Here is a 14,729-nt window from a genome sequence, read left to right as displayed (position 1 = left end):
ATTTTCTACGACCATATTATTTTGCTTGTTTATACATCGTCATAATATAGGCGGCGATTGAATCTGCTTCAGCAGGTTTCAAACCTTGATTCGGCATTGGAGGAAACGCCGGATTAATTTTTTGCGGGTTCAAGACAAACGATAATAATTTTGTTCTGTCATTTTCATATTTCGGTAATACCTCTTTATACGCCGGCCCAACCTTTTTTGCACCAAACTCATGACATGCAGAACATTTTGCATTAAAGATATCTTCTCCGGTAACTGACGAAAGGTTGATCCCCAATTTTGCGAGCAGTTCTTCGTGGTAGAGCGTGTATTGATGCGCCAACAACGCAGAATGTTGTTGCGTAGAATTCGAAAGTGATGAGGTCGTTTGCACGATCATAAAAACGATTGCAAACACGAAGACATAGAATGCATTTCCTGCGTGACCGATTTTAAAATCCTTCATCATACCATAAACAAAATGGCTGGTAAGGAACACAAAAAATATCACAAGAAATGCCGAGAGAAAAACCAACCCACCAAGAGCGGACACCGGAGTTAACACCACCGTAAGCACAACAAACACCGGCTGTGCAAGAAGCGAGAGCAAACCAAGCGGCAACGTGATTTTTTTTACGTGTTCCGCATAGTCAGCAGAAAGATGTTTCTTCCCTCCCTGCCAAGAAAATGTAAAAAATAAAGTGCCGAGCGATGTAATGGTCAACGATAGAAGAATAAATTGAACAATCTTCACAAGCACATCTAGTGAGAACATCAGTTCAATCATATTCGAAACAGACTGCCAGTGATTAGGATTTGCCGCAAGCGAAATCCCAGCGAATAAGAAATACACTGCCGCGGAGAGGAAGATTAACGCATATTTTCCGGAAGTTTTTCGTGTTTCAACCATGTGAGATTGAAACGATTCAATTTCTTCATTCTTCTGTGATACAGCATCGAGCATTCCGCCCAATTTCAACGCCGAATGATAAGAAGATGCAAACGCTGCTGCCGCAGCAAATAACAACATTCCCCACGTTAATATGCTCACACTAATTGCCGAAGAACCCTGCAGTAACTGTGCGTATGCAAACGTCAACGACATAAACGGTACAATGCCAAACAAGACCAAAATGGTTTTATTGGGAAGGATATGATCTATGACATCTTTTGAGAACTGGATCGAATTCGGATTATTAGCCTTTCCTCCTTTGCGATTGTGGTATAAAGAAAGGACAAGAGCACCGAACAAGTAACTAATGAACGGGAGCAGCAGAATGTAGATAACGTTCATCACAAAATGAAGAACGCCAATCTGTGCTTCCGATTGCGGTAATGCGATCTGTTTCAGAAAATCCATTGTCGTTTAACCAAAGATTAAATTGTTGTTTCGTCTATTGTTTGACCTGAGCGACAAGCGTCGGCTGCAGTCCAGCTTTTACCGATGTATCTTTGTACCATTTGTCGAATGCCGATTGTTCCATAATATAGACAGCGGAATACATTCCGGAATGTTGCAAGCCGCAATATTCTGCGCAAGCAATATCATACCGCCCAAGTTTCTCTGACCGGAACCAGATATCGTTCTTCTTATTTGCATAAACATCTTTTTTAATACGGAATGCAGGAATAAAAAATGCATGGTTCACATCAGTGGAGATTAAATCGATTTTGACCGCTTTGCCGGTTGGCACATACAACGTATCAGTCTTCAAACCGTTCGGATATTCAAAGCTCCATTGCCACATACGAGCTGTTACTTTCATTTTCATGGCATCTTCAGGGATCGCACGCATATCTTTGTACCCAACCCACCCGAAATAGAACATACTCAGGAACAATATCAACGGAATTGTTGTCCAAAGAATTTCCAGTGTTAAATTCTCTTCCACATGAGTCGGAACGGGATTCCGTTTTCTACTGTAACGGAAAACAAAATAGACCATCGCAACCGTAATCCCGACCAGGACGATTAATGACAACGCTGTGATATACAAAAATACCGCATCTACATTATCAGTAAAATTTGACGCCGACGTGAACATTCACTTACCTCACAAAAGAATAATCCCAGAAGGTGAATCCCAGGAAAATAATAAAAGTCAATATTGCCGTAACTATGAAAATCTTAAACACTTTGTCCTCATACTTCATATGCATGAAGTAGTTCAAAACATACCAGGATTTAACACATGCAATAAACAAGGCAATCACAATCGTCCAGTTGCCAAGATTAATTCCGGAAACGGTAACGGTAATACCGGTGAATGCCAGCAATCCCAGCCAGATAAAGATATAATTGCCGTACTCAATAACATGCGATTCTTCGTGTTGATGTTCGCTCATTGCTCAGCCTTTAGTGTATCAAATAGAATAATGGGAAAAGGAAGATCCAAATCAGATCAACCAAGTGCCAGTACAATGCGGAGTTTTCTAATCGCACATACTTTGTCGGTGTAATTTTTTGCTGACCAATCTGCCGCAGAATGAATAGGAAGAAAATCACTCCGACAATAACGTGGAATGTATGCAATCCTGTCATCACGTAATACAGACCGAAATAGAGAATTTCGCCATCCGGTTTACTCAGAAGATCTTTTGAACCGGGATAAATTCCATGATGGATCTTTGCTCCCCATTCGAAATATTTGTTCACCATAAAGACAAAGGCAAAACCGATTGTCACCCAGATCAACGATTTCGAAAAACGGATATTTCCTTTTTGAATCGCCGTGATGGACATTGCGGCTGTCATACTGCTGGTCAATAATGCAATGGTGTTAATCAAACCGATTGTTGTGTTTAATTCTTGCGCAGCAATATGGAATTCCTGCTGATGCATAAACCGATAAACGGCATAGATAATAAAGAGACCACCGAACAGGATCAATTCTGTAAACAGGAAAAGCCACATTCCCATTCGTGATCCGTAATCGTCTCTATGCACGTGATGAACGGCAGCGTGATCTGTAGAACTCACTTCGTTGCCTCCTTTTTTGCCTCATACTTTGAATAATCGTACGGTCCGGCGTAAACGTCCGGAACGTCGTGGAAATTTTCCAGAATGGGCGGCGTCTGGACTTTCCATTCCAATGTTTCTCCACCCCAAGGATTCATCGGCGCTTTTGCTCCCCTGCGCATACCAACCCATAGATTTGTGAACATGATAATGAGACCGATAATCAGAATCCATGAACCGATTGTTGATGCCACGTGATACGGCTGAAATTCAGGCAGGTAATCATAATACCGGCGCGGCATTCCAAGATATCCCATAATGAACATCGGCATATACAATGCATTGTAACCAATTGTCACAATAGCCCAAGCCCAAGTAGCCACTTTAAGATTGTACATCCTGCCGAACATCTTTGGCAGCCAATAATGCATTGCAGCAAAAATTCCAAATCCCGTTCCGCCAAACATCACATAATGGAAATGAGCTACAACGAACGATGTATCCTGCAAATGAATATTCACAGACAATGCGCCAAGCATCAATCCCGTGAAACCACCAATGGAAAATTGAACGATAAACGACATCACATACAGGAATGGAGGATCCGCCTTAATCGATCCTTTATACATTGTTGAAACCCAATTGAATACTTTAATCGCACTTGGAATAGAAAGAACAAACGTGATAAACGAAAATACAAATTGTGCCGTATCGCTCATGCCTGCCGTAAACATATGATGCGCCCACACAAGCGATCCGAAGAATGCAATGGCAAGACTCGAAAATGCAATATACTTATATCCAAAGATAGCGCGACGCGAGAAGACAGGAATAATTTCCGAAACCAAACCCATCGCCGGCAGGATCATGATATATACAGCCGGATGAGAATAGATCCAGAAGAGATGCTGATAAAGTACAGGATCTCCTCCCAGAGCAGGATCGAAGATACCGACACCAAGCAAGCGTTCAATACCAACCAGCGCTAATGTGATACCGATAATGGGTGTTGCTAAAACCTGAATCCATGCTGTTGCATATAACGACCAAACGAACAACGGCATTTTAAACCACGACATATCCGGATGCCGCATCCGATGAATGGTGGTGATAAAATTCAATCCTGTCAATATCGATGAGAATCCAAGAATGAATGCGGCAATTAATGCGGGTAAAACATTGGTATTTGTCCGGACTGAATACGGAACATAAAACATCCAACCGGTATCAGCAGAGCCGCCGGGAAGCAACATTGAAAGAACGGCAAACAATCCGCCGATCACAAACATATACCAAGACATCAAATTTATTCGTGGGAAAATAACATCTTTTGCACCGATCATAATCGGCATAAAAAAGTTGCCGAAAACCGCCGGCAGTCCTGGAATGATGAACAAGAAAATCATGATGATGCCGTGCAGCGTGAACAATTGATTATAGGTCTGCGCATCAACAATTGTTTTTCCCGGAGTTAGCAATTCTAGACGGATCAAGAATCCAAATGTCACGGCAACGATGAAGAATGTCATCATCGAGAAGAAATATAGGAGGCCGATCCGTTTGTGGTCAACGCTCAAGATCCAGGAGAGAATTCCCGTCTTGTACTTGTTCGTTGAAACGTCTAAATAACTTGGTTCTAATTTCTCTACCGGCACTGCCGCTTTAGCCATAATTTAACTCTCTTTTACAATTGAACTTTTTTCTGCGCCGTAGGCGAATCAGCCTTTGGCCGAGGTTTTACTGTTAAATACACTACAAACACCGCTGCAAATAATAAAATCACTCCTCCGGTAACGCGGGTAACATTAAAAACATATGTCCGCCCTTCGGGATTGTAACTGTAACAATACGCTACTAATTTTGCTATTGTCGGACCGGTTTTTCCTGTGCTGGCTTCCGTCAGTGCCATCTTTACATCGAACGGAAGATACTTTATTCCGTTCAAGTATCGCGCAATCTTCCCTTCCGGAGAAACAACCACCAATGCACCGGCATGGATGAAATCATTTCCTTCACGCTTAAAATTAAAACCAGCCGCTTGTGTTACTGCGCTGATTGCAAGACTATCGCCAGTTAAAAACTTCCATGATTCCGGAGGAATCTGTTTCTTCAAGAGTCCGAAATAACTGTCTTTCTTTGCTGCACCAAGTTCAAACTTTTCTCGTTCGTCAAAACTGATCGTGACAATCTGAAAATCTTTGCCGATTTCCATATCGATAAAGTTTACAATCGACGTCAATTCAGTTAAAATAGGACTGCAAATTCCCGGACAACGATAATACACAAAATTGAAAATTGTCGGTTTGGTAATGATATCCTTCAGTGAAACAAGATTCCCCTTCTCATCAAAGAATTCCGTGTTCAACGGAATGGTGTTCCCGATTTTTTCTTCAATGCCAATCTCAATTTTTTTTGTTGTATCGATTGCACTTGCAACGCAAACAAACGATACTAGCAACAGCACAATTTTTTTCATATAGAAACCTCTACGGTAGGTCGGTATTAATGTCGGCCTGCCAAAATATTAACTTTTCTTCTCTCTGCTGATCTTAGAGAGATACGAATAGAGTGCACTCCACTCTTCCCTGCTCAATCGAACAACAGCCGATTTGAAACCAATCGTTACAGGATCAACAGATACTGTTCTGATAAATTCATCCAAGTTTACATTTTTCGCAAACAGTGTAGCAGTAATAACTTTATTGCTATTTGCACTTAAACGTTTTGTTAATACTGCGCCTTGTTCTTCCTGTTTTTTAGTAGCGATCGAAGCACAAACATTTTCTACATATTTCGAATCGCTATCAGCTTCTAATTGCAATCGCTGCATTGCCAGCTTAACGGGAATTTGGGGCGGTAACTGTGTTCCTTTCGAAAGGCTATACACTTTTTCAAGATCTTGTAATTCTGAAAGACTGTCGATCGGAAAATCATTGGCAAATGTTCTGACAAAATGAATGATCGCAAAACGATCTTCTGCCGGAAGATAATTGAATGCCTGCATTCCGTTAATCACAATCCCTTCCTGCAGTGTCTTATACATATTCGAAACTTTGCGGCCGTTCTTCCATCCTTCTGCAGAATGAAAATTTCTCGGTTTCACCGTCATGGCAGCAGCACTTAATCCATCCCCCATTCCATTGGCTCCGTGACAGGACGAGCAATTTGCTTTAAACAGATTCGCCCCTTTATCGATCAATGCTTTCGATGAACGACCGACTTCTGTAACATTTACCGGGGCGATCAACGCACCGCGCTGCATCGGAATATCTTGAACGAATTGGGATGAATCTCTCAAGATCACCGGAGCAATGCCGTTCTTGGAAACATCATTCATATTCCAGATATAATATGTGCCGATAAATCCGGCAACAACCAGAAAATAAATGTACGTCAACCCGAATAACCTGACTGGATTTTGTAACAATTCTTTGAAATCTATTTCGTCTTTAATGCGCATAATTTTTATTTGTTCGTTGTTCATCCTCGTCCGGATTGAACGAGGCAACAATTAAAGATGGAAATCAATACCGCGCTGCAATTTTGGATCGCCAACGGGAACAATATTATATTTTTTCGCCTGAAGCGCGAACACTACAATGATCAAACCGATTGATAAAATCGGAAACGCAAGTTCATAATAACTGAACACCGGTGAAGGACTAAATGTCGGCATCACAAGCCAGTAAAGGTCAAGAAAATGAGCAAAGACCAACATTGCTGCCGATTGTTTCAATGTAGACGGCCTCATTTTAGAAGGACGCGAGACCAACATAAAATATGGAATCCAAAAATGAAACAGGACGATTGCAATGGAGACATATTCCCAGCCATTCTGCCAGCGTGCAATGTACCAGAAATTTTCTTCCGGAAGGTTTGCGTACCAGATAAGCATGAACTGACTGAATGCGATGTATGCCCAGAACGAAAGCAAACCGAACATTAATGCGCCGAAGCTATAATAATGATTCTCATCAACGCCTTTGAAGAAAAATCCTTTTTGACTGAGCATCACCACAAAATATGTTGTAACCGCTAATGCTGTTAGGATTGTTCCGGTAAAATAATAGACGCCGAACATTGTGGAAAACCAATGTGGCTCCAAACTCATCAGCCAGTCGATTGAAAAGAGCGAGATAGAAATGGCGAGAAGCGGAATGAATGCCGCTGCCAACGCGATATTTTTCTTTGTCCGTTTTTGGTCGTTATCAAGATCCTGTTTTAACGAGTTATGTCTGAAAATAAAATAGAACAATCCCCATATACCAATGAAAATGCCAAATCGAATGGTGAAGAATTGTTCGTTCAAATATGGTGCTTTGCTTTGCAGCACGGTATCTTTCGCTACCACATCTGCATGCGTCCAATGGAAAATATCATGCAGATTCATGAAGAGCGGAATGGCCAACAGTGCAACCGGGATTAATAACATCCCTAAAAATTCCAACACGCGGCGGAATGGTGTAGTCCAAATTGCACCGGCGATATATTCCAACGCGATAAAAAATACTGCACCGACAGCAACACTGGCAAGGAATGTAAATCCAACAACGTTGTTGAAGGCCGCGCGATGTGAATCCGTAAGATATGACAACACCACTAATGCAAGACCGACAATCGTCAGTCCCCAGCCGAGTTTAACAACATTGGCTGGGAGTTCTTTTTTAGGAATAATGACTGATTCGTGAGCGCTCATTGTAAGTCTGACTCCTTCGCATTATATGCGCGCTGTAAAGTTCTAATATAATTCACAATTGCCCAACGCTCTTCCCGGGAGATCTGATATTGATACGCCGGCATTACATTTTGTCCGACAGTCATTGTATGGAAAATTGCTCCATCGGGCCAGGTACGAACTTTATCCGAGTGCAGCGTGGGAGGATTGGGGAATTGTCCGTTCATACGACTGTCGCCATTGCCGAAATTACCGTGGCATGGACTGCAGAATGTCAGGTATTTTCTTTTTCCGAGATCCAATGTTGCTTTCGTCGACAACAAAGGATTCATTAAAAATTTTCCGACAGAATCTGCTTTCACTCCTAATGCATATGGATACGGAATAAATCCACGAGCAATTGTTCCGATCACCGGTACTCTCATCGAATGGCCGTCCTCAAAATAATCTGTTGCCGACTGCACATCGAATCTCGGCTGTTCCATCATCCAATCGAACGGCGGTAGATAAAGAACTTTATTCCAATACAAATAGCCACCTGCAGATGTCGCCAGAGAGATACCAACTAGCAGCAAAATAAATTTGGGATCGAACGTGTTCGGTTTGAAATTCAAAAATTCTTCAGTGTAATAGACAGCTTCCACTTCTCCGCCTGTCGATTTTAACAGATCGCGCACTTTCTTTTCGTCGAACTTCTCATCATTTGCTTGAATCGTCACACCAAACTTATCGGAAGAGACTTTTTTCATGTATGGTGTATCGTGCAATGGATGACTGTTGTTCGGAAATTTGAAAAAGAATGCGATCATTGCACCAACAGTGGAAAGTACCGCCAGCAGAACTGCGATTTCGTACGTAACGGGAACAAATGCTGGCCATGACCAATACGGTTTTCCGCCAATCACCTGCGGATAATCAACAACGGCGACCCACGATGCAAACGAGATCATTCCCGCTGCACCAAGAATTCCGGCTGCAAGAGTGACGAATCCAAGTTTCGTCTCTTTCAATCCCATAGCTCCGTCTAATCCGTGAATCGGATACGGAGTATGAACGTCGAACTTTTTATATCCTGTATCGCGAACTGCAGCTGCTGCTCGCACAATGTCGTTAGGAGTATGATAAATTGCGTTGATTGAATATAATTTCTTTTCCATATCAGTGCGACGCTCCGTTTCCATTATGCGATGGATGTGAGGGCTGTGCGCCCGGAACGACCGCTTTAATTTCTGCCATGGAAATAGCCGGCAGGAATTTCACGAACAACAATACGAGTGTAAAGAATAGACCGAAACTTCCGATCAACAGACCAAAATCCCACATAGTCGGCACAAACATTCCCCAACTTGACGGGAGAAAATCTCTATGCAGCGATGTAACGATAATAACAAAACGTTCAAACCACATGCCGATATTTACGAAGATCGCAAGAATGAATGATGCCAGAAGTGACGTACGAATCTTTTTCGACCAGAACAATTGCGGTGTGAACAAGTTGCAGGTCATCATTGTCCAATATGCCCACCAGTACGGACCGAACGCACGGTTAACAAACACGAACAATTCCGTTGCGTTGCCGCTATACCAAGCAATAAAAAATTCCATGATGTATGCATAACCGACCATTGTTCCGGTGACAAGAATAATCTTGTTCATTTTTTCGATGGTGTCGATCGTAATCAGATATTCGAATTTGAATGCTTTTCGAGTAATGATCAACACATTCTGCACCATGGCAAATCCGGAAAAAATAGCGCCGGCAACGAAGTACGGTGGGAAAATTGTAGTGTGCCAACCAGGAATAACAGAAACGGCAAAGTCGAAACTAACGATAGTGTGCACAGAGAGAACAAGCGGCGTTGCAAATCCTGCCATGATCAAATATGCACGTTCGTAATGCTGCCAATGACGATTGGAGAATCTCCAACCCAAACTCAATACTGAATAAATAACTTTCTTAATTGTTGTCGTAGCTCTGTCCCGTAGCGTTGCAAAATCAGGAATAAGTCCGATGTACCAAAAAACTGCTGATACGGTTAAATAGGTATTCACGGCAAACACGTCCCACTCAAGAGGAGAAGTGAAGTTCACCCACACGCCATGCTGATTGGGATACGGGAAGAGCCAAGCCATAGCGAGCCACGGACGTCCGGTATGGAACAATACAAATTGCACAGCACACAAAACAGCAAACAACGTCATCGCTTCAGCGAAACGTGCAATACCTGTACGCCATTTTTGGCGGAGCAGAAAAAGAATTGCCGAGATCAATGTGCCGGCGTGACCGATACCGACCCAGAACACAAAGTTCACAACGTCGAATCCCCACGCAACCGGCTGGTTAATACCCCAGATGCCGACCCCTTTCCATAACAGCCACGCCATACTGATCCCGCCGATTCCCAGCATTGAACCGGTGATGGCAAGACCAATGAACCACGTCCGCTGCGGAAAATCATTGATCGGTTTTACGATCGCTTCGTCAAGAGTGGAAGCACTGGGCAATCCCTCAATGACCGGAATTTCTTTCGAATAATCTAATACTGTCGATGACACTATACGTTCTCCGTTTGAGATTCTACATTTCGAAGTTTTGCAACATAGGTTACGTTCGGTGCAACGTTGATCTCTTCAAGCACATGGTACCCAATTTCGTGATGACGATATTTATAGATATCGGAACTCTTATCGTTCATGTTTCCAAAAATAATCGCTTCTGCAGGACAAGCATCCTGACAAGCAACGGTGACACCGTTTCCATCAAATACTTTTCCCTCTTCAATCGCATGCTGACGGCTTTCCATAATGCGCTGAACGCAGAATGTACATTTTTCCATCACGCCGCGCGATCGAACTGTCACTTCCGGATTGTGCATCATATTCAACGGCTGTTGATACTGGTATCCATCGTTGAACTCATTTCGGAAATCATAGAAGTTAAATCGTCGGACTTTATACGGACAGTTGTTGGAGCAGTACTTCGTTCCAACGCAGCGATTATAGGCCATTTGGTTCAATCCATCCGGACTGTGTGTAGTAGCAATAACCGGGCAGACGTTTTCGCATGGTGCGTTGTCGCAATGTTGGCACAACATCGGCTGATTGCTGACACTCGGCGCTTCGGATGTTCCGGAAAAATATCGGTCGATACGAATCCAAGCCATCTCACGCCCTTTATGCAGCTGCTCTTTGCCGACAACCGGAATATTATTTTCTACGTTACAGGAAAGAGTGCAAACTCCGCATCCTGTACATTTATTCAAATCAATCGCCATTGCCCACTTCACGCCGTCGTATTTCACTTTCGGGACGATGGTCGTAGCATGATGTTCACGTTCGAGGAATTTCGGATCTTCCAAATATTGAACGACCGTTCCTTCTTGAATGATCTCTCGCTTTTTATGAAGATCTTTCAGAAAGGTATCATCTAACTGATGGTGTTCTTGTGTGGATGCGAGAAGATATGTATCACTCGTCTTCGTTACCTTTACTCCGGTATATAACCAGGGAGATAACGAAGCCGATTTGGACATGAACAGATTTGCGTTAAAGCCAACACCTGTTCCGATTGTTCCCGCAACGGTGCGGCCATAACCAAGCATCACCGCAACAAATTTGTCGGCTAGGCCTGGTTGAACGTGCACAGGTAATGTTAATGTGCGTCCATCAACAGCAACTTCAATTATTGCGCCTTCTTCAATTCCCATTTCACGGGAAGTTGCTACGCCAAGAGCAGCATAATTATCCCACGCAATTTTCGATGCGGGATGCGGCATTTCCTGCAACCATCCGTTATTTGCATATCGTCCATCGCCGACAAAATAATTGTCGTGAAGGAATAGAACAAAATCATTTGTTGAAGCAACCGTTGCGATAGAATTTAGTGCATCGGATTTTACAATTGGAATTGTTTGAGCGACTTCGGTGTAAGTTACGACACCATCATGAAGTGCTGAATACCAGAATGTCTTGAAGTCTACGCTGGATTTCATCGCTGGGAACAGTTCCTTTTCCCAACGATTCATCAGATATTCGTGATAACTATTTTCAGCATACGGTCCAGAAATCCATGCGAGCAAGATCGCCTCTTTTTGCCTGCTATTATAGAGGGGTGAAATGACCGGTTGCTGCAAACTAACAATGCCTGTGCGTGTTTTGTGATCGCCCCACGATTCAAAATCATGGTTTATCGGAAGAACGTAATTGCTCAGCGCAGATGATTCGTTCTGCTGTTCTGCGAAAGTAACGACCGCACCCACTTTTTTCAAAGCTTCCGCATAACCAAAATCGGATGCAAGATGATATACGGGGTTCGAGTCAAAATGGAGAACAACACCAACGCTGCCGTTGTTCATCTTGGCAATCAATGCTTCCCACTCTGCTTTGTTTGTCAAAGCAACATGTTCTACGAGCGATTGTTCTCTGTTATAGAGTGCAGAGTTTCCAAGAATTTCATTCAAAACGTTTACAGCAATGTGAACTGATTCCGGTAATCCGTTTCCTGCATGAACAATCGACTTTCCTTTATTCTCGCTTAGATCTTTGACAAGTTGTTTTACATCAGTCGCCGAAAGACCGTTTTTCGCTGCAAAGTCTTTAAGCGAAGTCTTTCCGTTTGGTTTAAATTCGTTGATCAATGCAAGAACAAATTCTAACTGTTGATCCGGTCGAACACGCAGGCGGTAATCGGCATTCATTCCGGTAGAACTCATGGTTCCGTCAGCCGAATATAATCTGCTGATGTTCTTTGCCTTGTCGACATTCTTATTCTCAACATACATTCTTGTCTGTTCGGCAATATTTCCTTCATAACCGAGGAAATCCGATTCCAATGCAAGAATGACCTTCGCTTCATTCCATTTAATCAATGGAAATATTGATCCGCCGGTGGATTTCGTCCAAGCAGATTTGCGGTTCAGATCGTTGAATAATTCATAAGAATAAATTTTTGCGGTTGAATATTTGGCCGTAAAATCATTCAACACTTTTTTTGCAGTAGGAGAAGTGATTGTATGAGTGATGATAGCAATCTCTTTTCCCTCTTTTGCAGCTGAGGTCAAAGAGACACCAATTCGTCCATCAACTTCTTTCCATTTACTTTTCGAAAGGATTCCGGAATCAACAAACATCGGATCTTTCAATCGTTCCGGATCGTACAGGTTAAGAATGCTTGCCTGACCACGCGCGGAAATTTTTCCTTTATTGATAGGATGATCGGGATTGCCATCAACTTTAATCGGACGACCTTCGCGGGTCTTAATTAAAATTCCGTATTCCTGTCCATACTCAACAAATGTTGAAGCGTAAAAATTTGCCTGACCTAACGTAATCTCTTCCGGTTTTTTTGTATAGGGAACGATCTCCCCTTTATCCCGATAATTTGTGCAGCCGGCGGCAGCAAAAGCAGCGGATGCAGAGACCAAAGCCAAAAATTGTTTCCGGCTGATTGGAGACATCGCATCAACATCAAAATCTCCTGTCACTTCCTTTGCAAATTCACGTGCTTTCGCATCTTCCGTGGAAGGATCGTTGTGGTATGCTCGGAGACTTCTCCAGTACTTATCACCCATAGGCTGATCAGCCTTTGGCTGAGATTCGTTATTTTTCCTCGAAGTTCCCATGCTTACTTTCTTTTCTCCCGTTTAACTGCCATCGGATTAATGTTGATGGAGATTGAACCTTGCTGTTCAGGATTCTTCACTTCGTTGTTGGATTGCGAAAACAGTTTGAACGGTAACGCACTGAGAAGTCCTGCGCCAACTGCGCTGATCCCTGCTTTCTTAAAAAATTTTCTACGTTCGGTATTGGTTTTCATAATAATTATCGATGACAAGCAAAACAGTTTTCAGGACCTTTTTTGATCCCGGGAATATTTGCAAGAATAACCGGCGCATTGCGATGGCACGAAATACAATTGTTCATTGTCCACGAACTTGCCTGTTTCACCACATCCAGTTCCTGAATATTTCCATGACATTGCTGGCACGGGATGTTTTTGTTGACATGAACACTGTGATTGAAGTACGCATAATCCGGAAGTTTATGAATTCGTTTCCACGGCATCAACTTCCCTTCATTAAAGTACTGAGTCAATCGAATGATATTCGGCATGTTCTTTCGTGCTATCGTGTGGCAATTCATACAGGTATTCAACGGAGGAATCATTGCATGGCGGGATTTTGAAGCGCCGGTATGACAATACTGACAGTCCATGCCCATTGTTCCAGCATGAAGTTTGTGTGAATACGGAATCGGCTGTTCCGGAGCATAACCAACACCGTCGCGCTCTGCACGTGAAACATAGTATGTGAACGTGAGCGAAGCAAGCGCCACGAAAATAACTATCGGCAGGCGAATCTTGAGAAAATAATCAAGATAGGACTTGTTCATTGTACGGACCTACAATCGGATAAGAGTGGGATAAACAACGTTGAGCAATAGTAAGAAAAGTATATTGGGGAAGCGGTAACAATCTTCATCAATAAATCAGTCTATTGAGTGTAAAAGGAAACGTTGTTTTAGGAATTGAGCAAACTAATTTCGAACCGCAAGAGGTGGTACATTTCTGTTTCTGGTTCGTTTCCCGCCTAAGGGCGGCGGGATTCTGAAAAAATATCAGAGTTAGCAAACAACACTAACTCTGTATTTTTTCGAAGCGGGGCCGAAGGGACTCGAACCCTCGACTTCTTGCGTGACAGGCAAGCGCTCTAACCAAACTGAGCTACGACCCCAAAGAATACAATTAACAATTATCAATGAACAAATTTCAAAAAACAAAAACCAAATTGAGTGCCGTGTTTCTTACGGCACGAAATCCGCCGTCTTTTTTGGCGGACTGAGCTTCGATTCCAAAAAAAATCCAAATATCAAAGACCAAATTCCAAAAAAAGAACAATTGCCTAAATTTCATTGCCAATTATTCATCGTTTCTTTTAGAACGATACAAATATACAAAAAAAAGGGACGGTTTTGCAAGAATAATTTGCGGAAAATTTTGTCTTTATGGACTGTAAAAGTCCGATTTAATTATATGGAGATCTCACCAGAGAGGACACAGAGAATTTTTTTAGATGTCACCAGAAAAGACTCAATGGAGTTATTATAGTT

Annotated in this window: 13 protein-coding genes and 1 tRNA gene; all 14 read right to left on the bottom strand. The window is 42.6% G+C overall.

Annotated elements, in window-relative coordinates; translation table 11 throughout:
- Positions 1-16: 16 nt before the first annotated feature.
- Complete coding sequence (locus tag WDA22_03930) at positions 17-1,348, bottom strand: cytochrome c (GenBank protein ID MFA5832608.1); 1,332 nt, start codon at positions 1,346-1,348, stop codon at positions 17-19.
- A gap of 34 nt (positions 1,349-1,382) precedes the next feature.
- Complete coding sequence (gene coxB / locus WDA22_03925; protein MFA5832607.1) at positions 1,383-2,033, bottom strand: cytochrome c oxidase subunit II; 651 nt, start codon at positions 2,031-2,033, stop codon at positions 1,383-1,385.
- A 4-nt stretch (positions 2,034-2,037) separates the two neighbouring features.
- The gene (locus WDA22_03920; GenBank protein ID MFA5832606.1) at positions 2,038-2,334 is read right to left on the bottom strand and encodes a cytochrome C oxidase subunit IV family protein; all 297 of its coding nucleotides are present in this window, start codon (positions 2,332-2,334) and stop codon (positions 2,038-2,040) included.
- A gap of 10 nt (positions 2,335-2,344) precedes the next feature.
- A complete protein-coding gene (locus tag WDA22_03915) occupies positions 2,345-2,968 on the bottom strand; it encodes a cytochrome c oxidase subunit 3 family protein (GenBank protein MFA5832605.1) in 624 nt (207 codons plus the stop codon).
- Positions 2,965-4,617: a cbb3-type cytochrome c oxidase subunit I gene (locus WDA22_03910; GenBank protein ID MFA5832604.1), complete on the bottom strand. Its 1,653-nt coding sequence runs from the start codon at positions 4,615-4,617 to the stop codon at positions 2,965-2,967. The genes WDA22_03915 and WDA22_03910 overlap by 4 nt, the downstream gene beginning before the upstream one ends.
- 14 nt (positions 4,618-4,631) lie before the next feature.
- Complete coding sequence (locus WDA22_03905) at positions 4,632-5,423, bottom strand: SCO family protein (protein MFA5832603.1); 792 nt, start codon at positions 5,421-5,423, stop codon at positions 4,632-4,634.
- A 48-nt stretch (positions 5,424-5,471) separates the two neighbouring features.
- Positions 5,472-6,431 (bottom strand): cytochrome c, encoded by a 960-nt coding sequence (locus WDA22_03900; GenBank protein ID MFA5832602.1) that lies wholly within the window; start codon positions 6,429-6,431, stop codon positions 5,472-5,474.
- A 27-nt stretch (positions 6,432-6,458) separates the two neighbouring features.
- A complete protein-coding gene (locus WDA22_03895) occupies positions 6,459-7,643 on the bottom strand; it encodes a quinol:cytochrome C oxidoreductase (GenBank protein ID MFA5832601.1) in 1,185 nt (394 codons plus the stop codon).
- Positions 7,640-8,779, bottom strand: coding sequence for a quinol:electron acceptor oxidoreductase subunit ActD (locus tag WDA22_03890; GenBank protein MFA5832600.1), 1,140 nt, complete (start codon positions 8,777-8,779; stop codon positions 7,640-7,642). Before WDA22_03890 ends, WDA22_03895 begins: the two co-directional genes overlap by 4 nt.
- Position 8,780: 1 nt before the next feature.
- The gene (gene nrfD / locus WDA22_03885; protein ID MFA5832599.1) at positions 8,781-10,178 is read right to left on the bottom strand and encodes an NrfD/PsrC family molybdoenzyme membrane anchor subunit; all 1,398 of its coding nucleotides are present in this window, start codon (positions 10,176-10,178) and stop codon (positions 8,781-8,783) included.
- Positions 10,178-13,243: a TAT-variant-translocated molybdopterin oxidoreductase gene (locus WDA22_03880; protein ID MFA5832598.1), complete on the bottom strand. Its 3,066-nt coding sequence runs from the start codon at positions 13,241-13,243 to the stop codon at positions 10,178-10,180. The genes nrfD and WDA22_03880 overlap by 1 nt, the downstream gene beginning before the upstream one ends.
- 2 nt (positions 13,244-13,245) lie before the next feature.
- Entirely contained in the window at positions 13,246-13,437 is a 192-nt protein-coding gene (locus WDA22_03875; GenBank protein ID MFA5832597.1) for a hypothetical protein, read from the bottom strand.
- Positions 13,438-13,442: 5 nt separating this feature from the next.
- Positions 13,443-14,012, bottom strand: coding sequence for a cytochrome c3 family protein (locus tag WDA22_03870; protein MFA5832596.1), 570 nt, complete (start codon positions 14,010-14,012; stop codon positions 13,443-13,445).
- 266 nt (positions 14,013-14,278) lie between these two features.
- Positions 14,279-14,353: transfer RNA gene (locus tag WDA22_03865), tRNA-Asp, on the bottom strand.
- Between the last annotated feature and the right edge of the window lie 376 nt (positions 14,354-14,729).

The organism is Bacteroidota bacterium, from assembly GCA_041658205.1.
In the GTDB taxonomy this organism is placed as follows: Bacteria; Bacteroidota; Ignavibacteria; order UBA10030; family UBA8401; genus UBA8401.
The sequence above is the reverse complement of the archived record's forward strand: the minus strand, read 5'-3'. Positions and strand labels throughout refer to the sequence as shown.

Excerpts from the sequence above, each read along its gene's own strand:
- WDA22_03920 (MFA5832606.1), bottom strand. The coding sequence starts at position 2,334 with ATGAGCGAACATCAACACGAAGAATCGCATGTTATTGAGTACGGCAAT.
- WDA22_03880 (MFA5832598.1), bottom strand. The coding sequence starts at position 13,243 with ATGGGAACTTCGAGGAAAAATAACGAATCTCAGCCAAAGGCTGATCAG.
- WDA22_03905 (MFA5832603.1), bottom strand. The coding sequence starts at position 5,423 with ATGAAAAAAATTGTGCTGTTGCTAGTATCGTTTGTTTGCGTTGCAAGT.
- WDA22_03875 (MFA5832597.1), bottom strand. The coding sequence starts at position 13,437 with ATGAAAACCAATACCGAACGTAGAAAATTTTTTAAGAAAGCAGGGATC.
- WDA22_03930 (MFA5832608.1), bottom strand. The coding sequence starts at position 1,348 with ATGGATTTTCTGAAACAGATCGCATTACCGCAATCGGAAGCACAGATT.
- WDA22_03910 (MFA5832604.1), bottom strand. The coding sequence starts at position 4,617 with ATGGCTAAAGCGGCAGTGCCGGTAGAGAAATTAGAACCAAGTTATTTA.
- coxB (MFA5832607.1), bottom strand. The coding sequence starts at position 2,033 with ATGTTCACGTCGGCGTCAAATTTTACTGATAATGTAGATGCGGTATTT.
- WDA22_03890 (MFA5832600.1), bottom strand. The coding sequence starts at position 8,779 with ATGGAAAAGAAATTATATTCAATCAACGCAATTTATCATACTCCTAAC.
- WDA22_03895 (MFA5832601.1), bottom strand. The coding sequence starts at position 7,643 with ATGAGCGCTCACGAATCAGTCATTATTCCTAAAAAAGAACTCCCAGCC.
- WDA22_03900 (MFA5832602.1), bottom strand. The coding sequence starts at position 6,431 with ATGAACAACGAACAAATAAAAATTATGCGCATTAAAGACGAAATAGAT.
- WDA22_03870 (MFA5832596.1), bottom strand. The coding sequence starts at position 14,012 with ATGAACAAGTCCTATCTTGATTATTTTCTCAAGATTCGCCTGCCGATA.